This window comes from Micromonospora sp. 050-3, from assembly GCF_046549335.1.
Classification (GTDB): Bacteria; Actinomycetota; Actinomycetes; order Mycobacteriales; family Micromonosporaceae; genus Micromonospora; species Micromonospora trifolii.
In genome coordinates this window covers 2,358,274-2,383,923 of the sequence record NZ_JAJPVX010000002.1, presented here as the reverse complement: position 1 = coordinate 2,383,923, position 25,650 = coordinate 2,358,274, and the positions used below count along the sequence as shown (strand labels likewise).

The following is a 25,650-nucleotide window of genomic DNA, read 5'->3' as shown; positions in this document are numbered from 1 at the left end:
TTTCCCACCGGTCCGCCCATCGGGCGCGCCGTCGGTGGCGCACGTCCGTGCGCGCCGAGACACCACCCTTCGGAGACACCAGTGCGATTTCTTCCTGCCCTGACCCGTGCCGTCGCCCTGGGCGCGGCCACGATCCTGGCCGCCACCGCCCTCACCGCCTGCGGCGACGACAGCTCGTCCGACGCCACCGCCAACCCGTACGGCCTGGCCCAGGCGGGTGTGCTGCGCGCCGGCACGCTGACCGACGCCCCGCCGAACGTGTACCTCAAGGACGGCAAGTTCACCGGCTTCGACAACGACCTGTTGACCGCCGTGGCCGGCAAGCTCGGCCTCACCGTCGAGTTCGTCGGCACCGACTTCTCCGCGCTGCTCAGCCAGGTCAACAACCGCAAGTTCGACGTGGGTAGTTCCTCGATCACCATCACCGAGGCCCGCAAGAAGACGGTCGACTTCGGCAACGGCTACGACTTCGGCTACTTCGGGCTGGACGTCCCGGCCGGCTCGCCGATCACCGGCTTCGACCAGCTCGCCGGCAAGCGGGTCGTGGTGGTGCAGGGCACAGTCCAGGACGACTACGCCACCGGCAAGCAGCTCAACCCGGTGCGGGTGCCGGACTACAACGGCGCGATCAACCAGCTCAAGGCGGGCACCGCCGACGCCTGGATCGCCCCGGCGGAGATCGGCGAGAAGTCGGCTGCCGACAGCAACGGCAAGATCAACGTGGCGGCCAAGCAGCTCAGCCCGGCACCGACCGCGTACGCCGTGGCCAAGGGCGGCGACAAGCTGCGTGAGGCGCTGAACAAGGCCCTCGACGAGGTCATTGCCGATGGCACCTGGAGCCGGTTGCAGGCGCAGTACTACCCCGGCCGGCCGATCCCTGCGGACTTCACCCCGGGCAGCGGCACTGTGAAGGCCCCGTCCGCCTCGGCCACGCCGTCGGTGTCGGCTGTGCCGACGGGGCCGTCGGCGTCCGCGTCGGCAACGTCCTGAGCCGGTGACGAGCGAGCGGGGCGGTAGGAGGAGCAACCGATGGATCCGTTGAGCACCCTGTGGGAGACCTTCTTCGACTGGGACGCGATGCGCGAGGCGCTGCCCGAGATGCTGACCGTCGGGTTGCCCAACACGCTGATCCTGGCGGTCTCCGCCGCCCTGCTCGGCTCGGTGCTGGGCCTGCTGCTGGCCGTCGCCGGGATCTCTCGCAGCCGCTGGTTGCGCTGGCCGGCGCGGGTCTACACCGACGTGTTCCGAGGGCTGCCGGCGGCGGCGACGATCCTGCTGATCGGCGTCGGGCTGGCCCCGCTCGGCATGCAGGTCTGGGGGCCGGACCCCTACCCGTTGGGCATCCTGGCGCTGTCGCTGATCGCCGCCGCCTACATCGGGGAGATCTTCCGCTCGGGCATCCAGTCGGTGGAGGCCGCCCAGTTGGAGGGCGCCCGGGCGCTCGGCTTCTCCTGGGCCGACGCGATGCGGCTGGTGATCATCCCGCAGGGCATCCGGCGGGTGCTGCCGGCCTGGGTGAACCAGCTCATCGCGCTGATCAAGGACTCCAGCCTGGTCTACTTCCTCGGCCTGGTGGCCAGTCAACGGGAGCTGTTCCGGATCGGGCAGGACTACGCGGCGACCACCGGCAACGAGTCGGCGCTACTGCTGGCGGGGCTGTGCTACCTGGCGCTGACCGTCCCGCTGACGCACGTCGTGAACTGGATCGACAGGCGGCTGCGCAACGGCCGGCCGGTCGCCGCACCTGACGACGAGGACGACGAGCCCCAGTTGCCCACCGCCACCCAGGGAGACCGGCGATGACCACCACCGAAACGACCACCTCGGTCAGTCTCGACGTACGCGACGTGCACCTCGCCTTCGGACCGAACCGGGTGCTGCGCGGCGTCGACCTCTCGGTGCCGCGGGGCGCAACGGCCTGCGTCATCGGCCCGTCCGGGTCGGGCAAGTCCACCCTGCTGCGCACCATCAACCGGCTGATCGAACCGGACCGGGGCGACGTGCTGCTGGACGGGCGCAGCGTGCTGGGCGACGATCCGGACGCGCTGCGGCAGCGGGTGGGCATGGTGTTCCAGCAGTTCAACCTCTTCCCGCACATGAGCGTGCTGCGCAACGTCACGCTGGCGCTGCGTCGGCTGCGCAAGCTCGATGCGGACGAGGCGGAGACCGTCGCCCGGGCCCAGTTGGAGCTGGTGGGGCTGGCCGGCAAGGCGAACTCCCGGCCGGCGCAGCTCTCCGGTGGTCAACAGCAGCGGGTGGCGATCGCCCGCGCGCTGGCGCTGCGGCCCGAAGTGATGCTCTTCGACGAGGCCACCTCGGCGCTCGACCCGGAGTTGGTCAAGGGCGTCCTCGGGGTGATGGCCGACCTGTCCGCCGCCGGCATGACCATGGTGGTGGTGACCCACGAGATGGGCTTCGCCCGGCAGGTCGCCGACACCGTCGCCTTCATGGACCGGGGTGTGGTGCTGGAGGCCGGCCCACCCGAGGCGATCTTCGAACGGGCCGAGCATCCGCGGCTGCGCCGGTTCCTCGACCAGGTGCTCTGAGCCCTCGATCACTCGTTGGGCCCGCGCCCCAGCAGCCGGATCTCCTCGTTGTCCAGCGCGGACTGGAGTTCCTGGAGAACCAGGTCGTCGATCTCCCGGTTGTCGCGCAGTCGGGTGACCTCCCGCCTCTTGTGGGCGAGGACGCCGAGGCGCAGCCGGCGTTCCAACCGGCGCTCCTCGGCGGTGTTCCCGCCGGTCTCGTTGAAGTCCTCCAGATGCCGTCGGTACTCGGCCTCCAGCCGGCGCACCGAGTCATTCTGGGCACCGACCTCCGCGGCGACCTGCGGTAGGGCGGCCAGACCCACCTCGGTGGCCCGCCGCCGGGCGTTCCGGGTTTCGTCGACGCGTTCCGGGTCACCGATCAGCCCGGCCCAGCGCACGACAAACGGCAGGGTGGTGCCCTGAAGCAGCATGATCAGCACGATCACCAGCGCGGTGACGAAGATGATCAGATCGCGTTCGACCACAGGTCGACCGTCGACCATCACCGTCGGGACTGCCAGAGCCGCGGCCAACGAGACCGCGCCCCGGAAACCGGACCAGCCCGCGACGGTCCCCACCCGCCACCCGGAGGGACCTCGGCCGTCGTCGTCCACCATCCGGCGGCGCCGCAGCCGCGCCGACTGCGCGGTGAGGTAGATGAAGAGAAGCCGGGTGCCGATCACGACCAGGGTGACCACCAGCACGATCACCAGAGCCCGCTCGGGCGAGGTGCTGGTGATGCCCCGGACCGCGCGGGGAATCTGCGTGCCGAGCAGGACGAACAACCCGCCGTTGATCAGGAAGGTGGACAGGTCCCAGAACGCGTACGCCAGCACCCGGGACCGGGCGCGGATCACCCGTGGGCCGGCGTAGGCCAGCACCAGGCCGGCGACCACCACCGCCAGCACACCGCTGGCGTGCACCGAGTCGGCGAGCAGGAAGGCGCCGAACGGCGTCAGCACGCTGAGCGCACCCTCGCGCAGCGGATCGTCGAGCCGCTTGCGGATCAGCACCACGGCGGCCCCCACCAGCAGACCGGCGATCACACCGCCGACGCTGGCGCCGACGAACTCCTCGCCGATGCCCAGCACGCCCGGGTCGTCGCTGTGGCTGAGCAGACCCACGGCCACCGCGAAGACCACCAGCGCGGTGCCGTCGTTGATCAGGCTCTCCGCGTGCAGGGTGGTGAGCAGCTTCCGGGGCAGCCGTTTGGCCAGGCCGGTGACCGCGGCGGCGTCGGTCGGCGCGAGGACCGCGCCGAGCACCCAGGCGGCGGCGGGGTTCACCCCGAACGCCTGCGCGGCGAACGACACAGTGACCATGGTGAGCACCACCAACACCACGGCGAGCAGCCCGATCACCGGCAGGTTGGCCCGGATCTCCCGCAGGCTGATGGTGAGGCTCTCCCGGTACAGGATCGCCGGCAGGAAGATCAGCAGGACCAGGTCCGGTTCCAGGGTGACCTCGGACAGCGGCGGCGTGAGCCCGAGCAGCACACCCAACGCGATGAGCAGGACCGGCGGGGCGACCCGGTACCGGCCGCCGAGGGTGGTGCCGACGAGGACGGTGAGGCCGAGCGCCACGATCAGGATGAGCGCCTCCACGCGTACCCCCTCGGACCACGGCCGACGGTGGACGCGCCGGTGGTTCCATCTGACCGCACCCACCGGTGGATTCCGGCCCAAACCGGCAAGTCGCCAGGTAGCCCGAGCAGGGGGCGCGTGGTCTGGCACGAGAACGGCACCTGTGCGGAGTATCTGCTCGCTGCTGCCCTGACCCTGGCGGGCAGGCATGAGCCGGTGTGGTCGTGGATCAGGTGGCGCAACGTGTGCAGGTGCGGGAACGAGCTGCCCTGTCGCCCGGCGTTCGGCTCGGCGGTTGTTCGTAGATCTTGGACACTTTCCGTTCGCGCAAGACGGAAAGTGTCCAAGATCTCGCAGTACGTGACCCTTGAAGCGGTGCAGCGGCGGCCCTGGCATCGAGCAGCATTCGCCCGACGGCGCTCAGGTTGGGTCGCCGGAGCGGACACACGCGGTGAGCGCACGAGCGGTCCGGCGGTGCTCGGTGGCTTCCTCGTCGCGGCCGAGGGCAGCGGCCAGATCCGCGAGGTGCCCGGCTACCGGACCGACGGTGATCACCCCACTGCCGGCGGCCAGTTCGGTGGCGGCCGGGCGGAGCGTGTCGGCGAGGCGTTCCATTGTGGACTGGTCGTCGATGGCCAGCGCCGCCCGAGCGGTGAGGCACAGTCGCACCTCCCGCAGCAGGTCGTGCGGCCCGTCCGGCAGGGTTCGCAGTGCCGCTCGGGTGGCACTGCGGTCGCCGGCGGCGGCGAGCAGCAGTGGTCGGACCCAGGGCTCGTGCGGGCCCCAGTCCAGCCGCGCCCAGTCCTCGTCGTCCGGCCCGGGAATCGGTCGCAGCCCGGGGAACAGTCGGGCGCTACCTGCCGGCGGGTCGTCGCTCACCGCGTCGGCCAGGCGCAGGCCGAGCAGGGCGAGCGGCAGCAACCCCTGGGTCAGCCCCGGCATGCCGTCAGTGGGCATTCGGTCGGCTGCCGCCCGGTACGCGTCCGCCGCCGCGACCGACTGACCATTCAGCGCCAGGCGCAGTGCGGCGTACCACCGGGTGAAGACACCGACCAACGGCAGCTCGTACCGTTCGGCGAGGCGGTCGGCGGCACGCGCGTGCGCGTCGGCGGCGGGCCGGTCGGCCAGCGCACAGTTGGCCTGGACCAGGACGAGGTGGCCGAGCACCTCGAAGGTCACCAGGTGGTGCCGGGCGGCCAGCTCGACCAGTTCGAGGCCGATCCGGGCCCGCGCGTCGGCCAGACCGACGCTGTGGAAGGCGTGCATGAAGCGGGCGTTGAGCGCGAAGGCCAACAGCCCGGGATCGCCGATGTCGCGGGCGATCGTCTCGGCCTCGGCGGCGGCGCGGCGGCCACGAGCGGTGGTGGTGCCGCGCAGTTCCAGCGCGAGGGTGCTCAGCAGACGGCTGCGCTGCGCCGAGCCGATCGGGCCGAGGGCGGCCAGGGCGTGTTCGGCGGCTCGGACGATGTGCCCGGAGAGCAGGTCGTCGTCGTTGCGCGTCCAACTGGCTGGCACGTCGAAGCCAGCTAGTGCCTCCTGGATCAGCAGGGGGTCGCCGGTGGACTCGGCGGCGGTGATCGCCTCGGCTCGCCGTCGCCGCGCCTCGGCCAGCCGGCCCGTCACGGCCAGCGCCCGCCCCAGGCCGAGCAGCGCGGTCACTCGGCCACGCGGCTCGACCCCGCCGGCCCGGTCGTAGGCGTCGATCGCCTGGCCCCACAGGCGGGCCGCCTCGTGGGGGTTGCCGCCCCGTTCGGCCCGCTCGGCCGCCACCCGGGCGTAGGCCGACGCCTCGGCGGCGTGGACCGGCCCGCCGGCGCGCAGCAGGTGGTACGCGAGGGCCGCCGGCTCGACGGGTTCCCGCTGTCGCAGCACCTCGGCGACAGCCGCGTGCCAGGCGGCGCGGCGCGGCGCGGACAGGTCGGCGTAGAGCGTGTCGCGGACCAGGATGTGGGTGAAGCGCAGCCGCCCGTCGGACTCCCGCTCGGTGAGGAACCCGGCCGCCAGGGCGCGGTCCACGGCGTCCAGCGCTGCCGTCGGGTCACCGGCCAACACGCCCAGCACGTCCGGGTCGAGGTCGCGGCCGAGCACTGCCGCCTGCCGCAGCACGGTACGGGTCGAGGCGGGCAGCTGCGCCAGCCGGTGCCGGATCACGTCGCGTACCCCGGGCGGCACGGCGGCCAGCCCCGCCTGGCCGGTGCTCGCGTAGAGCTGGGCCAGCTCGCGAACGAAGAACGGGTTACCTCCGCTGCGCTGCTGGATCGACCGGGCGGTGGCCGGGTCCAGCTCCGCCCCGACGATGGCACCGGCCAGCTCGCCGGTCGCCGACGCGGGCAGGCCGGCTAGATACTCCCGGACCGGCTCCAGCCCGGCGGCGCGGGCCAGGGTGGCGGTCAGCTCCGGGCTGATCTCGGTGGCCCGGTAGGTGCCGAGGATCAGCACCGGCCCGCTGGCCGGCTGCGGACCGGTGAGCAGTGCGGTCAGCAGGTCCAGGGTGTCACCGTCGGCACGGTGCAGGTCGTCGAGGACCAGCAGCAGCGGCTCCCGGTCGGCGACCGCCGAGATCAGCGAGGCCACCGCGCGGTGTCGACGGAACCGCACCGTGGCGGGGTCGGCCGAACCGTCAGCCGAGCCGTCTTCCGAGTCTGCGGCGACGGCGGCGGGGGCGGAGGCGGGGGCGGCGGGCCTGGCGAGCGCGTCGGTGATCTGGGTCCACGGCCACGCTGGCGGAGCCCCTTCGTACTCCGGGCTGCGTCCCCATGCCGTGGTCCAGCCCTCGGCGGCGAGTCGCCGGGTCAGGGCCTCGGCCAGCGCCGTCTTGCCGGCGCCCGGGTCGCCGCTGAGCAGGGCGAGTGTGGGCTGGCGGCGTCGGGACGCGACCTCGGCGGCGTGCCGCAGCCGCTCCAGCTCCGCGTCACGGCCGACGAACGGGCGCTGCTCCGCCTGCACGGGTCGAACGGGTTCCCCGAGGCCGGGGGCGGCGGCCCGGTCGAGGGATGGGGCGAGGTGCGGGGCCTGGGCCAGGATGTCGGCTTCCAGCCGTCGCAGCTCGGGCCCCGGGTCCACGCCCAGCTCGGTCACCAGGACGTGGCGGGCTTCCCGCAGCGCGGCCAGCGCGTCGCCCTGCCGGCCGGCGCGGTACCGAGCCGTCGCGAGCAGCCGCCAGGCGTCCTCGCGTAGCGGGTGGCTGGCCAGGTGTGCCGGTAGGTCCGCGGCGGCCTCGTCCGGTCGGCCCACCGCCAGGAGCGCCTCCGCCCGCCTCTCGACGGCGAGCATCCGCAGCTCGTCCAGCCGGTTGATCTCCGCGATCGCCCAGGACTCGTTGGCGCAGTCGGCGTACGCGGGCCCGCGCCAGAGCCCGAGCGCCGCGTCCAGCGCGGCCAGGGCCGGCGCGGGGCGGCCGGCCGTCAGCAGCCGGGCCGCCTCGCCGACGGCTGCCTCGAACCGTCCGGCGTCGACAGCGTCCGGGGCGGCCTTCAGGGCGTACCCGGGCGGCTCGGTGACCAGGATCCGGGGTGGTTGGCGGGATGGTCGATCGGGCTCCAGGGCCCGGCGCAGGTCGGCGACGAAGGTCCGGATCGCGCCCACCGCGCCGTCCGTTGCGACCTCCCACAGGTCGTCGACGAGACGATCCACCGGCACCACCCGACCGTGGGCGATCAACAGCCGGCCCAGCACCAGGCGCTGCCGGTGTCCCCGCAGGGGGACCGGGCCGCTCTCGGTCGCGGCGGTCACCGGCCCGAGCACGCCGAAGGTCACCGCGACGGGTGCCGTCAGCTGCCTGGTCATGGCACCAATCTAGGCCCGCGGCCCGGCCGGTACTGATCCGACGCTGACCGGCTGCTGATCACGGCCGGGCAGGCTCGACGAGGTACTCGGAGGAGGCCCCGGCGGAGGTGCTCCGGGCGCTGCGCGCCCTGCTCGCCCGTTGAGCGATCGGCGACCCGGCTGCCACTGTCACCCTGGGCACTATCCGACACTTGTTGTCACTGGGTGGCCGAGCAACCGGGTCGCCGCGCTTCACCCGTCCCACAGCCGCGATCCGTGCCCCAGACGCCACGCTGCGCAAGGTCCGAGCGACGGTGGCGGAGTCCGACCGGGTCCCTGAGATGGACCGCTGACCGCAACGGTGTCCCCGCACCGCCCGGCCCACGGCCGGCAGGCTCAGCAAGCACCACGAAGGCGTTCGGCGAGTTCGCGCACCGCCGCCCGGAACTCCGGGTCGGTCTCGCCCGGATGGTGCCCCCGTAGCGGCGGCGCGGACCGCTCCCCCGGCGCCGCCAGCAGGTCCGGTGGGTCCCGCAACCGCCGGTCGACCTGGCCCGCCGGATCGGCCGGGTCCGTGGGTGGATCGCCGGGGCGGTGTGCGGCGAAGACCCAGCCGCCGACCGGGTCGGTGTCCCGCCAGAGGTTGAGCCACCGCCACTCGACCCGCTCCCCCACCTCACGCAGCACCTTCTCGTTGAGGTAGGCCGGAAAGAGCCGGGCGTACAGGCGGTCCAGCGGCGACCCGTAGGTGAGCAGCGCGACTCGTTGACGGACGCGCGGGGGCAGCCGCAGCACCGCGAGAGCGAGCAGCGCGGACCCGTGGCTGTGCCCACAGAGCAACACCCCGACGTGCCGCTCGGCCAGTTGGCTGATCCGGTCGGCCAGTTCCGGCACCGCGCGGTCGGCGTAGCTCGGTGGTGCGAACGGGTGCGCGGCCCGGGGCCAGAAGGTGCCCAGGTCCCACAGGATGCCGACGTGCCGGCGGAACCACGCGGTCCGATGGGCGAACACGCCGCCGGTCAACAGCGTGAGCAGCAACGCCGCGAGGAGGAAGCTGCCCCCGCTGAGCGCCATCTGGACGGCGCCGGCCGGCAGCCCGAGCAGTTGCCGGGTCAACTCTTCCGGTTCGCGCCCGGTACGCCCCACCAGGCTCGTGGTCAGTCCGACCACCGCGAGCGCCGCGTACGTGGCCGCGAGCAGACCCAACCACTCGGTGAACCGCGCCCGGGCGATGGCCTTCGTCGTCAGCCGGAGCCGACCGACCGCCTCCGGTGGCACGACCGGGAAGTCACGGGTGGTGATCGCCGCCGCCGCACGCCGCCGGCGCCGCCGCGACACGACGCTCAACGCGCCACACAGCAGCACCGCCGCGACCACGTGCAGGAAGAAGGCCAGCAGCGTCCAGCGGTACGGCGACGGTGGCCCACCGTCACCGCGGTAGCCACCGAGCAGTTCCCCCGTCTGGTAGACGAGGCCGGCGGAGAGCGCGCCGGTCAGGCCGACCGCGAGGGCGGCGAGGACCGCCGCGCCCAGGCCACCCGGCAGCGCGGACCGGCCGCCCACCCGACCGCGCCGCCACAGCACCACCACGCTGAGCAGCACCAGCAACATCATCTGGCCGAACAGCGCCAGACCCGCGAGCCCGTCGTAGCCGGGAAGCCCGGTCGCCGACGACCAGTCGCGCCCGTCGCTCGCCAGGGTGACGAGGGTCGCCACGCTCAGGACGGCCGCCACCGCGCCCGCCGTGCGGGCGGTCCAGGTGGCCGTCCGCGCGGTCGCCGCCCGGTCGATCAACCCCGGAGCGGCGAGCAGACCGACGCAGACCAGCAACACCGCCGTGCTGAGCGCCAGCAGCAGCGTCGTGGAGAACGTCGCGCCGCTGGCGCGACGGGCCGTGAGCAGCACGATATCGAGTACGACGAGCGCGGCGGCCACGTGGATCGCGCGCAGCCGGTGCACCAGCGGCTCCACGGCCCACAGTGGGTTGTCGGCCGGGCCGGACCGACGGGTGCCGAGGAGACGCAGGACCGCTATGGCGGCGATCGGCAGGAGCGCCAGCACGGCCAGCCGCTGCCCGACGTGCCGGCCGTCGAGCCCGGCCATGCTGTCGAAGGGCGGGCGGCAGCGGGCCGCACCGAGACACCGCCAGGCGAGCAGGTCGAGGGCGACTCCGGCGATGGACACCACGTACAGCACTGTGAGGTTGAGCGCGAGGAGCCGACACAGCACGCTGACCGCGGCGGCGCGGCGGCGGCCGGTGGGGCGCATCCACACAGCCACGTTGCTGAGCATGAACGGCAGCAGGAAGACCATGGCGAGGGTCCGGCCGACGGTGCCCGAGGGCAGGTCACCCCAGCGGTACGCCTCCAGCGTCACCCCGTCCGGGCCGACGCCGTCCGACCGGGCGGCCCGGTGGAAGCCACCGCTGCCGTCGCCGGCCACCTGCCGGACCTGCGGCTGGTCGAGGATGACCGTCGGGTCCGCCCCGGACACGCCGTGCACCCGCAACTCCACCACGTCGTGTCGTCGCGGTTGGTCGCCGGCCATCGCCATCCTTCCCCGGCCCGCAGCTGCCACCGCCGCCCCAGTCGTACCACCCGCGCGGCCGGGCCCGGGTAGGTTCCGCCGAGCCGGGCCGCCGTGGTCAGCGGCCGGCGGGGACGCCGCGCTGGGAGATCAGGTCGGACGCCACGGTCCAGAGCCGCTCGGCGTTGCCCGGGTCGACCGCGTACGCGGCCACGCCGCTGTAGTCGGCGGGCCGCTCGGTGACGACCGGGGCCTCGGCGCAGTCCTCGAAGTAGCGACCGCCGACACCGTCCAGCAACGGGGATGCCGCGAGCAGCACCGAGGTCGCCGCACCCTGTTGCGGGGTCTTGTGCATCTCCTTCGGCGACTTGAGCCCACCGGTGTGCTTCTGCAACCCGGTGGCGATCGCGCCCGGGTTCAGCGCGTTGGAGTAGATGCCCTCGCCGGCCCAGCGGCGGGTGGCTTCCACGGCGAGCAGAGCCTCGGCGCTCTTGGACTGTCCGTAGGCCAGCAGCGGGTCGTACGGCCGGAACGCGAAGTGCAGGTCGTCGAAGATCACCGGGGAGAAGAGGTTGCCGCTGGAGCTGATCGACACCACCCGGGCGCCGTCGGCCGCGGCGAGGGCGTCGTGCAGGCCGACGGTCAACGCGAAGTGCCCCATGAAGTTGGTGGCGAACTGCATCTCCCAGCCCTCGGCGGTGCGCTCCAGCTCGGGCAGCGCCATGATCCCCGCGTTGTTGACCAGGATGTGCAGCGGCTGGTCCCAGCCGGCGACGAACTGGCGTACCGAATCCTGGTTGGCCAGGTCCAGCGCACGGACGGTGACCCGCTCCGCGCCGATGCTGGCCGCGATGTCGGCGGCGGCCTGCTCACCGGCCGCGACCCGGCGGACCCCGAGCACGACCTCGGCGCCGGCGGCAGCGAGCGAACGGGCCGTCTCGATGCCGATACCGGCGGCACCGCCGGTGATGATGGCCCGCTTGCCGCTCAGGTCCACCCCGGCAATGACCTCGTCGGCGGTCGAGGCGAATCCGAAGGGGGTCGTGATGCGCTCTGTCATTGCTGTCCCGTCTCTCGATCACGCTTACCCCGACACTGTCACCCCGGCGGCGGGCCCTAGCCGGTTCCCTGTTTTTCCTGGTAGTGGCAGGACCATGCTGGGTGGTCGGTGGCGGCTCCTACGATGGGCGGGTGAGCACGGCCGGCCCGCTGGGCGAATACCTGCGTGCCCGGCGCGAGCTGATCGGGCCGGGTGACGTCGGCCTGCCCGCGCACGGCCGCCGGCGGGTGCCCGGCCTGCGGCGCGAGGAGGCGGCCCTGCTCGCCGGCATCAGCGCCGACTACTACCTGCGGTTGGAGCAGGGGCGTGACCGGCACCCGTCGACGCAGGTGATCGAAGCCCTGGCCCGCGCGTTGAGGCTGGACGCCGATGCCGCGGCCCACCTGCACGGCCTGGCCCGGCCGGCGCCTTCCCGCCGGGCGGCGCGACCATCGGAGCGGGTGCCGGCGGGCATCCGGCAGTTGGTCGGCTCGTGGGCCGAGACGCCCGCCTTCGTGCACGGTCGACACCTGGACGTGCTCTTCGCCAACTCCGCCGCGACCGCGCTGGCGCCGATCTTCACCGCCGGGGTGAACCTGTTGCGCGCGGTCTTCCTGGACCCGAGCGTGCCGGCGCTCTACCCGGCTCTGACGGCGGTCGCGGCCAACGCGGTGGCCGGCCTGCGCGCACAGGTCGGCCCCGAGGTGGACGACCCCCGCCTCATCGAGCTGGTGGAGGAGCTGACGGCCGGCAGCGAGCGGTTTCGGCGGCTGTGGGCCCGGCATGACGTCACCGCCCGCGCTGGCGGCGGGGTGCGGGTGTTCCAGCACCCGGAGCTGGGCGAGTTGGCGCTGCGCTACGAGAAGCTCACGATCAGCGGCACCACCCAGTCGCTGGTGGTCTACCACGCCGAGCCGGGCAGCCCGTCGGCGCGCTCGCTGGCCCGGCTGGCTAGACGGGCAGCACGCTAGGGCTGGCTATCGGCTGGCCGCCCGCTCGGCGACCACCACCGAGATCCCGTCGAGGACGCGTTGCAGACCGAACTCGAACGCGTACTCCGGGCCGTACGCTGCGCCGTGCTGCTGGCCGGCCGCGGTGCCGACCCGGGACGCGGTCGGGTAGGCGCCGGGCTTCAGGAAGGTTTCCAGCCAGGGCGCGTGCGACTGCCACCACTGACCGTCGGTCATGCCGGTCTCGCGCTCCAGGTCGACCACCTCGGAGGCGGCCCGGGCGGCGCTCTTCACGTGACCGAGCACGAGGGTGAGCACCGCGTCGACCTCGACGTCGGTGAGCCCGATGTCGACGATCGCGCCGAGCTCGTAGTCGTACTTGGCCATCAGGTGCGGGCCGAGCACCGGTCGGGTCGTCTCGGCCCGCAGCATCCAGGGATGCCGCTGGTAGAGCGCCAGATTGTCGCGGGCGATCCGCTCCAGCCGGGTCCGCCAGTCGCCCTCGACGGTGGGGCGCGGCATCTCGCCGTACGCGGTGTCGATCATGACGGCGACGAGTTCGGCCTTGCCCGGCACGTAGGTGTAGACCGACATGGTGCCGACCCCCAGCGCCTCACCGACCCGGCGCATGGTCAGCGCGTCGAGCCCCTCGGCGTCGGCGATGTCGATCGCGACCCGGACGATCCGGTCGACGCTGAGCGCCGGACCGGCGCTGCGGCTGGTCGGCTCCCGGGTGCGCCAGAGAAGGGCCAGGCTGCGGGCCGGGTCCGCGGTCGCCTTGCGCTCACTCGCCATGGTGCTGCCATCCTAACAACGCGGCCGTACGCAGTACGCTCGCGCGCCCGCCGGGCTGCTCCCGGTGCCCCGCGCGCTGTCAGAGCGCCTCGCGGTCGTCGGACAGCGTCGGACCGGCGGCGGCGGGCACCAGGTGTCGGACCTCCGGCTCCCCGTCGGTCAACTCCCGGGCCCGTTGCTCAGCCGCGCGATCCTCACCGGTCAACCGGCCACCGTGCTGACGCAGGTGCTCGTCCCAGGACGGCACCAGATACACCTCGACGAACCGGTCCACAGTCTCGGCCGGGCGGAACAGCCCCCAGCGCATCGCGCCGGTCCGCTGCCGCGCCCCACGCACCAGGTCCATCGCCGCCAGGAACCGTTGGGTCCGCTCCGGCCGGACGGTGTACTGCACGGTCACCAGCACCGGCCCCACCCCCGGGTCCGGCTCGTGCGCCAGGTGCAGTTGCGGCCAGTAGGCCGCCGGTTCCCGGTCCACCGACCGCAGGTCCGGCAACGGCCAGATCCGACTCGTCAGGGTGCCGACAAGCATCAGCGCCGCCGCCGCCAGGTACGCGAGGAGCAGCCCGGCCATCTCGGCCACCAGACCCCAGAGCAGCGCCCCGGCTGCCTGCCCACCGGCGAAGCACACCTGATAGACGGCCAGGCCCCGGGCCCGTACCCAACTGGGCAGGAAGAGCTGCATCTCGGCGTTGACGTTGGCCAGCACCGTCACCCAGGCCATCCCGGCGGGCAGCAGGGCGAGCAGCACCAGCGGCACCGCCCGCACGGTGCCGACCACTGTCAGCGCCACGGTGAACAGCGCCCCGGCGATCAGCAGGAGCTGGTTGGCCGACAGCCGGGTGCGGATCACGGCCAGCAGCACGCCACCCGCGATGGCGCCCACGCCGAGGGCCGCCAGCAGCACCCCGTACCCGCCGGAGCCCAGGCCCAGTCGCCGACTCGCCACCAACGGCAGCAACGCCCACAGCGCGCTGGCCGGGACCACGAAGACCAGCGCACGGCGCAACAGCCGGCGTACGGTCGGCGAGTGGCGTACGTAGCGGCTGCCGGCGCGCAACGCGGCGGTGAACCGCTCGGGCACCTCGACCGCGCGGGCGTTACCGGGCCGCCACCGCCACAGCGCGTACGCGAAGATCCCGAAGGCGACCGCGTTGATGCCGAAGACCGGGGCGACGCCGGTACGGGCGATCAGCACGCCGGCCACCGCGGGCCCGACCGCCCTCGCCACGTTCACGCTTATCGAACCGAGCGCGGACGCCGACCGCAGTTGGTCCTGCGGCACCAGCTCCGGGATCACCGCCGCCCAGGCCGGCAGGGTCAGCGCCTGCCCGACCCCGAACGCGAAGGTGAGGGTGAGCAGCAGCGCCGGCGGCATCCGGCCGGCCAGGGTGAGCAGTGTCAACGCCACCGCCACCGCCACCAGGAAGAGCTGCACGGCGATCAGCAGGTGCCGGCGGTCGAAGCTGTCGGCCAGCACCCCGGCGGGCAGCGCCAGCAGCAGCACCGGCAGCAGACTGGCGGTCTGCACCAACGCGACAAGTGTCGAGGCGTTGGAGTGGTTGATCAGCAGCCACTGCGCGCCGACGGTCTGCATCCAGGTGCCGATGTTGGCGACGAGCAGGGCCAGCCACAGGTTGCGGTAGACGGCCGTCCGCAGCGGCGCCCAGGCCGAGGCCGGACGGTCGGCGGGTCCGGCTGCGGCCGTCACCACCGCCCGTCCGCGCGCAGCACGCGCTCACCGGAGACGTAGAGGTCGTCGGGTTCGAGCAGCAGCAGCCGGACGACCTCGGTGGCGACCTGTTCGGGCATGGCGTACACCTCGTCCAGGAACTCGGCGCCCACCCGTTCCTGTAGACGCGTCGGCATCGGCCCGGGATGCAGCTGCATCACCTTGACCCGGTTGCTGTGCTGGGCCTCGGCCAGCGAGTCGACCAGGCTGTTGCCGTAGCTCTTGGTGGCCCGGTAGACGGGGATGCCCGGCCGGGGTGCCGCCAGCGCCAGCGCGCCGATGTAGACGACGTTGCCGTGGCCCTGCCGGTGCAGGTGCTGCACCGCCTCCCGCAGCAGGTACGTGATGCCCAGAACGTTGATCTCCACGGCCCGGCGGATGTGCTCCACCGACAGGTCCCCCAGGTCGCCGCCCGCCCACATGGAGGCGCAGGCCGCCACCCCGTCGATCGTGCCGTAGCGCTCGACCACCTCGGTGAACCCGTCGCGGACCTGCTCGTAGGAGGAGATGTCGCAGACGGCGCCGTCGCAACCCAGCTCGTCTGTCGCGGCGGCGACCTCGGCCGGCACGTTGCCGAACACCACCACCTGATGCTCGTCGACGAGCAGTCGGGCCACCGCGAGGCCGAGACCGCTGGTCCCGCCGACCACCACGAAGGTTCTGGCACCCATGTCTCTCCAGCCGCCGCCAGCACAGGTCACGCGGGCAGCGTGACGGCGCGTTCTTCCCGTTTCCGGACCCCGCACACCCGTTCACGGGTAGTGCTGGGCATACCCCGAAGAGTGGATCTGGACGGCTGGGGCACCCGGCCGCTCCCCGATTAGCGTCTGCTGCATGACCACGGAACACCCTTCGCACCTGGCCGAGGCGCTGCGCCGCCGCCGCTGGCTGATCTCCGCGTGGCCCTGGCGCGCGCTGGCCTACCTGGTGACCACAGTGCCGATCGCCGGCGTGCTCGGCGTGGGGCTGCTCGTCATCGGGGCGCCGCTGCTGGCCGCCGCCAACGGGCTCCGCCTGCACGGCCGACCGCCGAGCATCGCGCTGATGCTGTTCCTGGCGACCGGCAGCCTCACCCTGTTGGCGTTGGCCCCGCTCGTGAGCTTCCCGGTGGCCGTCGTCGAGCGGTGGCGGGTCGGGCTCGTCGACGGTCGTCCGCTGGCGCCGTCGCCGTGGCCGGGCCTGGTCGCCCGCTACCGCAGCGCCGCGACCTGGCGGGAGGTGGCGTACCTGTTCTGGCTGGGCGGGTTCACCCCGGTCGCCTACTGGGTGTTCCTGGTGCTGGTGCTGCTCGACCTCGGGATGATCACCAGCCCCTGGCTGGCCGGCGACACCAACCAGCCGGTGGTGATCTGGCAGCCGATCGACAGCACCGGCGAGGCCATTCCGTACGCGATAGTGGGGGTGCTGCTGATCCCGGTGCTCTGGTACGCCGTCGGTCTGCTCGCCGCCGTCCAGGCAGCCGTGGCCCGGTGGTTGCTGGCCCACCCGGTGGACGCGGCGGCGCTGCGCGAGGTCACCCGCTCCCGCACCCGGCTGGTCGGCGCGTACGAGGCCGAACGCCGCCGCATCGAGCGCGACCTGCACGACGGCGCACAACCCCGGCTCACCAGCCTCACCCTCCAGCTGGGGCTGGCCCGGCTGGACGTACCCGAGGACTCTCCCGCCTCCCGACCGCTCGCCGTCGCGCACGACCAGGCCCGGGGCCTGATGGTGATGCTGCGGCAGTTGGTGCACGGCATCCGCCCGCAGAGCCTCACCGACCTCGGCCTGGCCGGCGCCGTACGCGAGTTGGCCGACGGCGCCACCATCCCGGTCACCGTGCACGCCGACCCGTACGACGAGCTGCCGGAGATCGTGGAGACGACCGCCTACTTCGTGGTCTCCGAGGCGCTGGGCAACGTGGCCCGGCATGCCCGGGCGACCCGTGCCGACGTACGCCTCAGCCGGGTCGGCGGTGACCTCGTCGTCGAGGTGACCGACGACGGTCACGGCGGCGCCGACCCGGCCCGGGGCACCGGCCTGACCGGGCTCGCCGACCGGGTCGCCGCCGTGGACGGCCGGCTGCTGCTGTCCAGCCCGCCCGGCGGGCCTACAGTGGTCCGGGTGGAGCTGCCATGTCGTCGGTGACCCGGGTGGTGCTCGCCGAGGACGAGGTGCTGCTGCGGGAGGGTCTGGTCGCCCTGCTGACCCGCTTCGACTTCACTGTGTGCGCGGCCGTCGGCTCCGCGCCGGACCTGCTGGCTGCGGCCCGAGACCACCAACCGGACCTGGTGCTGACCGACATCCGGATGCCGCCGGGCCGCCGCGACGACGGGCTGCGCGCGGCCGTCGCGCTGCGCACCGAGCGACCGGACCTCCCGGTCGTGGTGCTCAGTCAGTACGTGCAGACCGGGTACGCGGCGGCGCTGCTGGACAGCGGCGACGGCCAACGGGTGGGCTACCTGCTCAAGGACCGGGTCGCCGAGGTCACCGAGTTCGTCGACACGCTGCGCCGGGTCGCCGGCGGCGGCACCGCCATCGACCCGGACGTGGTTCGGCAACTTCTGCACCGCCCCCGCGACCCGCTCGCCGCGCTGTCCGCCCGGGAACGTGAGGTGTTGGCGCTGCTCGCGGAGGGGCGGTCCAACGCGTCGATCGCCGGCCGGTTGCACGTCAGCGAGGCGGCGGTCGGCAAGCACGTCGGCAACATCCTGCTGAAGCTCGACCTGCCGCCCAGCGACGACACCAACCGTCGGGTGCTCGCGGTCCTCACCTACCTGCGCGCCGACCCGGTGACCTGAGCGGCGCCGGGCCCAGGTGGAGCCCTACCGCCCCCGGCGTAGATTCTTCTCAGCGGTACCGGCGCCAGGTCAGGGCGCGGACCAGGGAGACGGGGGCACGGCATGGCGAAGGCGTTGCGGGTTGGTCTGCTGGGGTACGGGCTGGCGGGCCGGGTGTTCCACGCGCCGCTGATCGCCGCGACCCCCGGGCTGCGGCTCGACGCCATCGTGACCCGTGATCCGCAGCGACGCGAGCAGGCGCGACAGCACTTCCCGGACGCCCGTCTGGTCGACGACGCCGACGAGCTGTGGCGTACCCCGGACGCCCTGGACCTGGTCGTGGTGGCGACGCCGAACCGGCAGCACGTGCCGATGGCGCGCGCGGCTCTCGCCGCCGGCCTGCCGGTCGTCGTCGACAAGCCCCTCTCCCCGACCGCCGCGGAGGGCCGCGTGCTGATCGACGAGGCGACCGAGCGTGGGGTGCCGCTGACGGTCTTCCAGAACCGGCGCTGGGACGGCGACTTCCTGACCGTCCGCCGCCTGGTCGAGCAGGGCAAGTTGGGGCAGGTGCTGCGCTTCGAGTCCCGGTTCGAGCGGTTCCGTCCGACGATCAAGCCGGGCTGGCGGGAGCTCGCCGGTCCGGAGGAGGCCGGCGGCGCCCTCTTCGACCTCGGCGCCCACCTCGTCGACCAGGCGGTGCAGCTGTTCGGCCGGGTCGACCGCGTCTACGCGGAGGTGGACCGCCGCCGCGCGGGCGCAGCCGTCGACGACGACGCCTTCGTGGCGTTGACCCACGCCAACGGGGTCCACTCGCACCTGTGGATGGGCGCGGTGACCGCTCAGCTCGGGCCGCGCCTGCGGGTGCTGGGCGACCAGGCCGGCTACACCAGCTACGGGCTGGACGTGCAGGAGGCAGCGCTGCACGACGGTGGCCGACCGGACCAGCCGGGCTGGGGCGAGGTCCCGCCGGACCGCTACGGCCTGCTCGGCGTCGACGGTGACCTGCGGCCGGTGCCGACGGAGCCCGGCGCGTACCAGAGCTTCTACGCACAGGTGGCGGCTGCGCTGCGCGACGGTGCGCCGATGCCGGTGGACCCCCGGGACTCGGTCCACACTGTCGAGTTGATCGAGCTGGCGCACCAGTCGGCTGCCGAGGGCGTGGTGCTGCCGGTCCCGACCGCCTGACCGGGGCCTGACACCCCGACCGGTGGGCACCTCCCGCCACCCGGGCTCCTGACGCGTACGCGAAAACCAGTGGAACGGCGCCGCTGCGCGCCGTTACCGTGCTGCGCAACCAGGTCGTCTAGGCAAGGACGTGCCGTTGTACACCCTGTGAGACCTCCCGAGAGCTGATCTGTCGCGCGTCGCGCAGCTGCGCCGCGCTCCTTTTTGCTGCGGACTTCTCACTGAAACCGGTGTACTTCTGTGCTCAAAAATTGGGCCGTCGTGCCCACCTGCCTACCGATCGTTCGCCGCCGTTGCCATGCGTGCGCGTCCCAACGCCTTCGGGCGAGCGGCAAGTTCCGTGTCAACGCCAACCACAAGCTCCTCGACGCCTGGCTGCTCGCGCTCTGCACCGCGTGCGGGGAGACGGCGAAGCTCACCGTCCTGGAGCGGATGACAGTGCGCTCCATCCGACCCGAACTGCTGGACCGGCTCCATGCCAACGACCCCGGCCTGACCGCTGAGCTGCTGCAGGAGCCGGGCGTCCAGCGCCGAAACCGATTCGTCCTCGATTGGGACAACGCCTGGCGTCTCGACACCGGCGGAACGGATCACCTGGACCTCGACGTGATCGACGTCGCGATCCGCAACGCAGCGCGGATCCCGGTCCGGCCGACACGACTGATCGCTGATGGGTGCGGTCTGTCGCGGGCCGAGGTCGACCGACTGATCACGGAGGGGAAGGTCGTTTCGGCGGTTCGGTTGAGCGGCAAACTCTCCGGAGACTTCACCTTCACGCTGAAGCGCTGACCCGCCATCGGGGCCTGTCCGGCATGACGCCGGGCGGGCCCCTAGTCGGCGTTCTGCTCGGAGCGGGCCTCGTCCGGCGCCCGGGCGTCGTCGTCGGTCAGGGCGTCGTCCGACGGGGTGGCGAGGTCGGCGAGCCGGCGCTCGGCCTCCCGGATCTCCTCGTCGAGCCTGGGGTTCTCCTCGTCGGGACCCTGCGACATGGGGACCTCCATCGGGCGCGACCGGCAGCCCTCCGTGTACCCCTCCTGAGGGCGGAGACACGGAACACGCGCGCCGTCCCTTGATTACTTGATGAAGAGCAGTCAAAGCCCGCCCAGAACTGCTCTTCATCAACTGATCAAGGAAGCCTGGGAGCGGGTGGCCGACGGTGCGATGGCGAGCTTGCGGAGTTGTGCCGGCTGCACGTAGATCTCCCGGCGGGCAATGGCCAGGCCATTGCCGTCTACCTGATAACCGTCGAGCCATGCCCAGCCTTCGTAGGTGACAAGGGGCAGGATCCGAATCAGCCGGAACCTGATGGGCACCGCGAACTGCGGGCTCGCCGACCGGTCGACCAGTAGGACGTCGGCCGCTCGGAGCCTCATCTACGGCGTTCCCGCCAGGTCGCCAAGCGCTCGGCGGCCTCGGCCAGCTTGGGGCACGTCCCGTCCGGTCGGCACCGGCCGCAGACGTCGCGGTGATGAAGGTCGATCACATATCCGGCCATGATCACGAGGAACGGAGGCTCGGGTCGATACTGCTCAATCATCGTCATCCCCTCTTGCTCGACGATGGGCATTGACTGGCGGCGAAGCGCCGTTTACCAGCCCAGATAGCCACTACGATCCCGGAGCGGTGATTCCTCTTGCAACACTCGCCGTGAGACGTTCACTACGCATGGCGCATTTCAAGTAATGATGCGTGTGGCGTCTCAATCGACGCCGCAAGACGCATCAGGATGAGACCGAGAGGACGGTGCGGATGACCGAGGCTGGTTCGACGGTGCCGAGGCGGCAGCTCGGTCGGCTGCTGCGGCAGACCAGGGAGCAGGCAGGGATCGGCCTGGAGGCCGCCGCGTCAGACCTTGAGTGGTCACGCGCCAAGATGTACCGGATCGAGTCCGGGCAGACGCCGGTCCGAGCGCTGGACGTGGACCAGATGTGTCGCCTCTACGGTGTCGCCTCCGACATGACCGAAGTCCTTGTGAGTCTTGCTCGGGAGTCCAAGAGCAAGGGTTGGTACCACGCCTACGGCGAGATCATTCCGAGGTGGTTCGAGCTGTACGTGGGCCTTGAATCAGCGGCCAGCCGCATACGGACCTATGAGCATGCCCTGGTACCCGGCCTGTTGCAGACGCCGCAGTACGCATCTGAGGTAGGACGGAGTCGGTCCGAAAATTCGGACGAGGAGGTGGCCAAGCTGGTCGAGCTACGGATCGAGCGACAGCGGATCCTCACCAGGAAGAGACCGGCCGCCCCCACGCTGGACGTGATTCTGGAGGAGGCGCTACTACACCGGTCCGTTCCCGGCATGGCCGACCAGATAGCTCGGCTCCTCGATGCCAGCGACACACCCAACATGTCCATCAGGCTTCTGCCACTCCGCAGCAGATTGAGTCAGGTAGCGGTGGTTGGCAGCTTCGTCATCCTCGATTTCCCGACCAGCGGTGCCAGGTCCGCGGAGCCGACAACCGTGTACAGCGAGGGATTGTCCGGCGCCCTTTATCTGGACCGGATCGAAGAGGTCAAGGCGTACGCCGCCGTCTGGAAGACGCTCACGTCTGAGGCGTTGAGTGTGCCGAAGTCCCGCGAGCTCATGCAGAAAATCAAGGAGAAACACCATGACTGATCTGACCGGCGTCACCTGGCGCAAGAGCACCCGCAGCAGCGCCCAGGGAAACTGCGTCGAGGTGGCTGACAACCTGCCCGACGTGATCGGAGTTCGGGACAGCAAGGATGCGTCAGGCCCGGCGCTGCGTTTCCGTCCCGAGCAGTGGAGCACCTTCGTGGGGGCGACCCGCACCAATCGGCTGAGCCGCGCCCGACCGTAGCCGAGGTGGTGAGGGGTTACCGAGCGCCGGGCCGGTCGGCGGGCGCGCCGGGCTGAAGCCCGGGAGCGTTGCCGACCCGGCCCGGTGCCGGATCAGCGCTGCTTTAGCTCGCGCCAGGATGGGTGGGTGCCGCGCCAGGCGTCGGCGAGGATGGCCGCCGAGGCCCGGCTGGGGCACTGCTGCACCCGCTCACGACCCGACGCCCCACCGATCTGGGCGCGGACCTCCCAACCCTGCCCGTCAGTACGGATGTACACGTCCCGGCGCCCGCGCGGGGTCGTGTCTCCGTTCCACCAGTGTTCCTCCACCTTCATTCGCCGACCGTATAGCAATTCCCGCGCCGAGGGTACGGCGCAGGTATGCCCGGACCGGGGCAAGAGCGACATTCCAGGCGCATTTCGGCCCAACCGTTGACGGTTCGAAACCATAACGGACGGTTCTGCCGCTCCTGACTTGCGAATCAGGAACCCCGTCCCACTCTGCCCCCTCGCCGCAACCCCCACCCCCAGCCGTTGTTGATCAAGAGGTTTGCGTCACGAATCCCCTACCCGGGTGACGCAAACCTCTTGATCAACGCGAGAAGGGCGAGCAACGCGAGAAGGGCGCGGTGGTCAGGTTTGGGTTGTCAGGAGGTAGTCGTCGGCTTCGGGGCTCCACCGCAGGTCCAGTACGCCGGCGGTGGCGGCAGCCTTGCAGAACTGGAGGAAGCTGCGGTAGCCGAGCTTCTTTTCGCTGAAGTCGGGGCGGGCCCGGCGTACCTGGTTCTTCAACCCGGACAACGCCACCGGGTTACCGCCGCTACCCAGGTCCGCCACGACGCCCCGGAGTAGACCGAAGGCCACCTCCCGGTCGCCGTGCTCGGGCAGTGAGACCTCGGGGTCACCCTTCGCCGGCCCCTCGGCCAGCTCGATCACGTTGCGCTCGGCGAGGTGGCGCAGCAGTTCGCCGAAGGTGCGGAAGCCGTAGTCGGACTCGCTGAAGGTGGGGTCCTTGCGCAGCAGGGTCCGCTTGAGCCGGGAGGCGGTGACCTCACCGTTGGCGCTGCCCTGCAACCCGGCGACCGACTGGGCGACGAACACGGCGAGGGCGTCCACGTCGCGGCCGGGCTCCTCCCCCGTCGGCCGGCGGTCCACCTCCGGCTCGTGCTCCCGCTCCGGCTCGGGTGGGCGCTGCTCCGCGCCGGCCTGCCGGGTGGTGGGACGAGCGCGCCGGCCACGGGCCGGCGGAATGTCCACGCCCTCCAGCCGGTCGTAGTACAGGAACTCGTCACACGCCGGCGGGAGCAGGCCCGAGGTGGACCCCTCGACCCCGACGCCGATGACCCGCTTGTTCAGCTCGCGCAGCTTGTGCACCAGCGGGGTGAAGTCGCTGTCACCACTACAGATCACAAAGGTGGAGATGTAGTCGCGTTCGAACGCCAACTCGATGGCGTCGACGGCCATCTTGATGTCCGCGGCGTTCTTACGGGACGCGCCCATCCGCTGCGGGATCTCGATCAGCTCGACGTGGGACCGGGTGAGCATTCGGCGGTCCTCGTCGAAGTAGGACCAGTCGGCGTACGCCCGGCGGACCACCACCCGACCTCGTTCGGCCAGCGCGTCGGCGATGGGCCGGAAGTCGAAGGCCGCGCCGCCGCGATGGTCGCGCGCGCCCAACGCGAGGTTCTCATAGTCGAGGAAGAGGGCAATCCGGTCTTCTTGATCCACGCGGACCAGCCTACGCCGGGCCTGAGCTGGTCGGGGCGGGCGACGCGCGACACCTCAACTCGACGACCGTCCATTTCTTGCGGCCTGATAGTCGTTTAATTTCAATGTTCGATAGGTGTCTTGCAGTGCCATGTCTGGTGCTGCATCATGACGATCAATGTCGGGCGTCGGGGGAGCGCCAGGCGGACCTCCACCACCACCCACCCAGGAGGGTCACCGATGTTTCGCAGCCTCACGCCGGCGCGGGGACGCCCCGGCCGGCCCAGCGGCACCGCCGTCGCGCTCGCGGCCGGTCTCGCCGTGCTGGTCGCCGGACCCACCGCCGCCGCCGCCAGTCCACCCGGATCCGCTGGCGCGCAGCCGGTGGTCACCCGGGCCGCCCTCGATCCGGCGCTGGTCGCCGGACGCGGAGCGGACGTCGACTTCCTCGAGCAGGAAGCGGAGAACGCCCGCACCAACGGCGAGATCATCGGACCCGACCGGTCCGCATACACGCTGCCCGCGGAGGCTTCCGGCCGCCGGGCGGTCCGGCTCGCCCCCGGGGAGTACGTGGAGTTCGTCCTGCCCAGCGCGGCGAACGGGATCACCGTGCGGTACAGCATCCCGGATGCGCCGCAGGGTGGTGGGATCACCGCGCCGCTGAAGGTCGCCGTCAACGGCAAGCACCTGCGCACCATGACGCTCACCTCGCAGTACTCGTGGCTCTACAATCAGTACCCGTTCACCAACGACCCGCAGGCCGGGCTGCTGCACCCGGACTGGTGGATCACCGAGTGCCAGTGCGTGCCGTCGGCCACCACGCCGTCCCCGACCATCGACAAGCCGTTCCGGCCCACCCACTTCTACGACGAGCAGCGGCTGCTGCTCGGGCGTACCTACCGGGCCGGCGACAAGGTACGGCTCACCGCGCCGCCCGGTAGCGCCGCCGCGTGGACGGTCATCGACCTGCTCGACTCCGAGTTGGTCGCGCCGCCGCACGTCCGGCTGCTCGCCGCGAACGTGCTCGCCTTCGGCGCCGACCCCACCGGCCGGCGGGATTCCGCCGACGCGCTGGACCGGGCCGTCGCCTTCGCTCGGCGCGCCCACCTCAAGGTGTACATCCCGCCAGGCACCTACCAGGTCAACCGGCACATCATCGTCGACGACGTGACCATCGAGGGCGCCGGCAACTGGTACACCACCATCAAGGGCCGCGAGGTCGCCCTGCCGACTCCCGCGCCGGACGGCTCGGTGCACACCGGAGTCGGGTTCTACGGTCGGGACGCCGCCGACGGCGGCAGCCGTAACGTGCACCTCTCCGGCTTCGCCATCGAGGGCGACGTGCGGGAGCGCATCGACACCGACCAGGTCAACGCGATCGGCGGAGCGATGAGCGACTCCACCATCGACGGGCTCTACCTGCACCACACCAAGGCGGGCCTGTGGTTCGACGGCCCGATGCGCAACGTCCGGGTCACCAACAACATCATCGTCGACCAGATCGCCGACGCGCTCAACTTCCACACCGGCGTGACCGACTCCCTGGTGTCGCACAACTTCGTCCGCAACACCGGCGACGACGGCCTGGCGATGTGGTCGGAGAAGACGGCCAACGCGCGGAACACGTTCGACCACAACACAGTGCAGTCACCGACCCTGGCCAACGGCATCGCCATCTACGGCGGCACCGACACCACCGTCTCGCACAACCTGGTCGCCGACCCGGTACGCGAGGGCAGCGGCCTGCACGCCGGGGCCCGCTTCGGCGCGGAGCCGTTCACCGGGTACCTGCGGTTCACCAACAACACCACCGCCCGCGCCGGCACGTACGAGCTGAACTGGAACATCGGGCTGGGCGCGATCTGGGTCTTCGCCCTGGATCGCAGCATCGAGGCGCCCATCGAGGTGACCGGCGACGCGTACCTGGACAACACGTACAACGCGATCATGCTGGTCAGCGACTGGCCGGTGAAGGATCTCTACTCGATCTCCGATGCGCGGTTCCGGGACGTCCGGGTCGACGGCACCGGCACCTCGGTGGTCAGCGCCCGCGCGGCCGGGTCGGCCTCGTTCGCCAACGTGGACGCCCGCAACGTCGGCGCGGTAGGCGTCAACAACTGCGGATCGTTCCACTTCACCCCGGCCGGTTCGGAGTTCACACTGACCGACCTCGGCGGTAACGACGGCGGGTGGCTCGCGCCGTGGCTGCTGCCCAACACCATCACCTGCGACGACCGGCCGCCCGTCTCGCCGCCCCCGCCTCCGGCGCAGTGGTGACAGCGGTG

General features: G+C 71.9%; 22 protein-coding genes. 11 read left to right on the top strand and 11 right to left on the bottom strand.

The features are described 5' to 3' along the window. Window positions 1-81 precede the first annotated feature (81 nt). From ACLJOK_RS26015 to ACLJOK_RS26005, 3 genes are read left to right on the top strand one after another with little or no spacing between them, the layout of a single operon-like run. Complete coding sequence (locus tag ACLJOK_RS26015; protein ID WP_410821203.1) at window positions 82-990, top strand: ABC transporter substrate-binding protein; 909 nt, start codon at window positions 82-84, stop codon at window positions 988-990. A gap of 39 nt (window positions 991-1,029) precedes the next feature. After that, window positions 1,030-1,803 (top strand): amino acid ABC transporter permease, encoded by a 774-nt coding sequence (locus ACLJOK_RS26010; protein WP_410821202.1) that lies wholly within the window; start codon window positions 1,030-1,032, stop codon window positions 1,801-1,803. Then, window positions 1,800-2,546, top strand: coding sequence for an amino acid ABC transporter ATP-binding protein (locus ACLJOK_RS26005; protein ID WP_410821201.1), 747 nt, complete (start codon window positions 1,800-1,802; stop codon window positions 2,544-2,546). The genes ACLJOK_RS26010 and ACLJOK_RS26005 overlap by 4 nt, the downstream gene beginning before the upstream one ends. Before the next feature lie 8 nt (window positions 2,547-2,554). Here ACLJOK_RS26005 and ACLJOK_RS26000 read toward each other — a convergent pair whose 3' ends face one another. The 4 genes from ACLJOK_RS26000 to ACLJOK_RS25985 form a co-directional block, all read right to left on the bottom strand. Then, entirely contained in the window at window positions 2,555-4,132 is a 1,578-nt protein-coding gene (locus ACLJOK_RS26000; RefSeq protein WP_410821200.1) for a Na+/H+ antiporter, read from the bottom strand. A 399-nt stretch (window positions 4,133-4,531) separates the two neighbouring features. After that, window positions 4,532-7,897 carry a BTAD domain-containing putative transcriptional regulator gene (locus tag ACLJOK_RS25995; RefSeq protein WP_410821199.1) on the bottom strand — a complete coding sequence of 1,122 codons (3,366 nt, stop codon included), beginning with the start codon at window positions 7,895-7,897 and terminating at the stop codon, window positions 4,532-4,534. Between the two features lie 375 nt (window positions 7,898-8,272). Beyond that, window positions 8,273-10,423, bottom strand: a complete 2,151-nt coding sequence (locus ACLJOK_RS25990; RefSeq protein WP_410821198.1) for a hypothetical protein — start codon at window positions 10,421-10,423, stop codon at window positions 8,273-8,275. Between the two features lie 97 nt (window positions 10,424-10,520). Next, complete coding sequence (locus tag ACLJOK_RS25985) at window positions 10,521-11,462, bottom strand: SDR family NAD(P)-dependent oxidoreductase (protein WP_410821197.1); 942 nt, start codon at window positions 11,460-11,462, stop codon at window positions 10,521-10,523. Window positions 11,463-11,593: 131 nt separating this feature from the next. Between ACLJOK_RS25985 and ACLJOK_RS25980 the strand changes: the two genes are divergently transcribed. Then, window positions 11,594-12,412: a helix-turn-helix transcriptional regulator gene (locus ACLJOK_RS25980; RefSeq protein ID WP_410821196.1), complete on the top strand. Its 819-nt coding sequence runs from the start codon at window positions 11,594-11,596 to the stop codon at window positions 12,410-12,412. A 6-nt stretch (window positions 12,413-12,418) separates the two neighbouring features. On the opposite strand, the gene ACLJOK_RS25975 is transcribed toward ACLJOK_RS25980, so the two are convergent. The 3 genes from ACLJOK_RS25975 to ACLJOK_RS25965 form a co-directional block, all read right to left on the bottom strand. Further along, complete coding sequence (locus ACLJOK_RS25975; protein WP_112623334.1) at window positions 12,419-13,186, bottom strand: TetR/AcrR family transcriptional regulator; 768 nt, start codon at window positions 13,184-13,186, stop codon at window positions 12,419-12,421. Window positions 13,187-13,265: 79 nt separating this feature from the next. Next, window positions 13,266-14,900: an MFS transporter gene (locus tag ACLJOK_RS25970; RefSeq protein ID WP_410821195.1), complete on the bottom strand. Its 1,635-nt coding sequence runs from the start codon at window positions 14,898-14,900 to the stop codon at window positions 13,266-13,268. Next, window positions 14,894-15,589, bottom strand: coding sequence for an SDR family NAD(P)-dependent oxidoreductase (locus ACLJOK_RS25965; RefSeq protein WP_410821194.1), 696 nt, complete (start codon window positions 15,587-15,589; stop codon window positions 14,894-14,896). The genes ACLJOK_RS25970 and ACLJOK_RS25965 overlap by 7 nt, the downstream gene beginning before the upstream one ends. 163 nt (window positions 15,590-15,752) lie before the next feature. Between ACLJOK_RS25965 and ACLJOK_RS25960 the strand changes: the two genes are divergently transcribed. The 4 genes from ACLJOK_RS25960 to ACLJOK_RS25945 all read left to right on the top strand — a co-directional run bounded on the left by ACLJOK_RS25960 (window position 15,753) and on the right by ACLJOK_RS25945 (window position 19,651). Next, a complete protein-coding gene (locus tag ACLJOK_RS25960) occupies window positions 15,753-17,045 on the top strand; it encodes a sensor domain-containing protein (RefSeq protein WP_410821193.1) in 1,293 nt (430 codons plus the stop codon). Next, window positions 17,033-17,698: a response regulator transcription factor gene (locus ACLJOK_RS25955; RefSeq protein WP_354942207.1), complete on the top strand. Its 666-nt coding sequence runs from the start codon at window positions 17,033-17,035 to the stop codon at window positions 17,696-17,698. Before ACLJOK_RS25960 ends, ACLJOK_RS25955 begins: the two co-directional genes overlap by 13 nt. 102 nt (window positions 17,699-17,800) lie before the next feature. Then, window positions 17,801-18,862: a Gfo/Idh/MocA family oxidoreductase gene (locus tag ACLJOK_RS25950; protein ID WP_410821192.1), complete on the top strand. Its 1,062-nt coding sequence runs from the start codon at window positions 17,801-17,803 to the stop codon at window positions 18,860-18,862. Between the two features lie 240 nt (window positions 18,863-19,102). Continuing rightward, window positions 19,103-19,651 carry a DUF1062 domain-containing protein gene (locus tag ACLJOK_RS25945; RefSeq protein ID WP_410821191.1) on the top strand — a complete coding sequence of 183 codons (549 nt, stop codon included), beginning with the start codon at window positions 19,103-19,105 and terminating at the stop codon, window positions 19,649-19,651. A 41-nt stretch (window positions 19,652-19,692) separates the two neighbouring features. Here ACLJOK_RS25945 and ACLJOK_RS25940 read toward each other — a convergent pair whose 3' ends face one another. After that, complete coding sequence (locus ACLJOK_RS25940; RefSeq protein WP_410821190.1) at window positions 19,693-19,851, bottom strand: hypothetical protein; 159 nt, start codon at window positions 19,849-19,851, stop codon at window positions 19,693-19,695. A 129-nt stretch (window positions 19,852-19,980) separates the two neighbouring features. Continuing rightward, window positions 19,981-20,235, bottom strand: a complete 255-nt coding sequence (locus ACLJOK_RS25935) for a hypothetical protein (protein ID WP_410821189.1) — start codon at window positions 20,233-20,235, stop codon at window positions 19,981-19,983. Between the two features lie 376 nt (window positions 20,236-20,611). Here ACLJOK_RS25935 and ACLJOK_RS25930 point away from each other — a divergent pair, with 376 nt between their 5' ends. Next, a complete protein-coding gene (locus ACLJOK_RS25930; RefSeq protein ID WP_410821188.1) occupies window positions 20,612-21,478 on the top strand; it encodes a helix-turn-helix domain-containing protein in 867 nt (288 codons plus the stop codon). Continuing rightward, a complete protein-coding gene (locus tag ACLJOK_RS25925; protein WP_410821187.1) occupies window positions 21,471-21,680 on the top strand; it encodes a DUF397 domain-containing protein in 210 nt (69 codons plus the stop codon). Before ACLJOK_RS25930 ends, ACLJOK_RS25925 begins: the two co-directional genes overlap by 8 nt. Before the next feature lie 92 nt (window positions 21,681-21,772). Here the strand turns inward: ACLJOK_RS25925 and ACLJOK_RS25920 are convergent, their stop codons facing one another. Both ACLJOK_RS25920 and ACLJOK_RS25915 read right to left on the bottom strand, forming a co-directional pair. Next, complete coding sequence (locus ACLJOK_RS25920; protein WP_030335934.1) at window positions 21,773-21,994, bottom strand: hypothetical protein; 222 nt, start codon at window positions 21,992-21,994, stop codon at window positions 21,773-21,775. Window positions 21,995-22,291: 297 nt separating this feature from the next. Next, window positions 22,292-23,386: an NYN domain-containing protein gene (locus ACLJOK_RS25915; protein ID WP_410821186.1), complete on the bottom strand. Its 1,095-nt coding sequence runs from the start codon at window positions 23,384-23,386 to the stop codon at window positions 22,292-22,294. Window positions 23,387-23,605: 219 nt separating this feature from the next. On the opposite strand from ACLJOK_RS25915, the gene ACLJOK_RS25910 reads away from it, so the two are divergent. Then, complete coding sequence (locus ACLJOK_RS25910; protein WP_410821185.1) at window positions 23,606-25,642, top strand: glycosyl hydrolase family 28-related protein; 2,037 nt, start codon at window positions 23,606-23,608, stop codon at window positions 25,640-25,642. Window positions 25,643-25,650 lie beyond the last annotated feature (8 nt).

Bases quoted from the DNA above. Each gene is read 5' to 3' on its own strand.
- ACLJOK_RS26010 (WP_410821202.1), top strand. From the start codon at position 1,030: ATGGATCCGTTGAGCACCCTGTGGGAGACCTTCTTCGACTGGGACGCG.
- ACLJOK_RS26005 (WP_410821201.1), top strand. From the start codon at position 1,800: ATGACCACCACCGAAACGACCACCTCGGTCAGTCTCGACGTACGCGAC.
- ACLJOK_RS25995 (WP_410821199.1), bottom strand. From the start codon at position 7,897: ATGACCAGGCAGCTGACGGCACCCGTCGCGGTGACCTTCGGCGTGCTC.
- ACLJOK_RS25990 (WP_410821198.1), bottom strand. From the start codon at position 10,423: ATGGCCGGCGACCAACCGCGACGACACGACGTGGTGGAGTTGCGGGTG.
- ACLJOK_RS25985 (WP_410821197.1), bottom strand. From the start codon at position 11,462: ATGACAGAGCGCATCACGACCCCCTTCGGATTCGCCTCGACCGCCGAC.
- ACLJOK_RS25975 (WP_112623334.1), bottom strand. From the start codon at position 13,186: ATGGCGAGTGAGCGCAAGGCGACCGCGGACCCGGCCCGCAGCCTGGCC.
- ACLJOK_RS25965 (WP_410821194.1), bottom strand. From the start codon at position 15,589: ATGGGTGCCAGAACCTTCGTGGTGGTCGGCGGGACCAGCGGTCTCGGC.
- ACLJOK_RS25960 (WP_410821193.1), top strand. From the start codon at position 15,753: ATGACCACGGAACACCCTTCGCACCTGGCCGAGGCGCTGCGCCGCCGC.
- ACLJOK_RS25955 (WP_354942207.1), top strand. From the start codon at position 17,033: ATGTCGTCGGTGACCCGGGTGGTGCTCGCCGAGGACGAGGTGCTGCTG.
- ACLJOK_RS25950 (WP_410821192.1), top strand. From the start codon at position 17,801: ATGGCGAAGGCGTTGCGGGTTGGTCTGCTGGGGTACGGGCTGGCGGGC.
- ACLJOK_RS25940 (WP_410821190.1), bottom strand. From the start codon at position 19,851: ATGTCGCAGGGTCCCGACGAGGAGAACCCCAGGCTCGACGAGGAGATC.
- ACLJOK_RS25935 (WP_410821189.1), bottom strand. From the start codon at position 20,235: ATGAGGCTCCGAGCGGCCGACGTCCTACTGGTCGACCGGTCGGCGAGC.
- ACLJOK_RS25930 (WP_410821188.1), top strand. From the start codon at position 20,612: ATGACCGAGGCTGGTTCGACGGTGCCGAGGCGGCAGCTCGGTCGGCTG.
- ACLJOK_RS25925 (WP_410821187.1), top strand. From the start codon at position 21,471: ATGACTGATCTGACCGGCGTCACCTGGCGCAAGAGCACCCGCAGCAGC.
- ACLJOK_RS25920 (WP_030335934.1), bottom strand. From the start codon at position 21,994: ATGAAGGTGGAGGAACACTGGTGGAACGGAGACACGACCCCGCGCGGG.
- ACLJOK_RS25910 (WP_410821185.1), top strand. From the start codon at position 23,606: ATGTTTCGCAGCCTCACGCCGGCGCGGGGACGCCCCGGCCGGCCCAGC.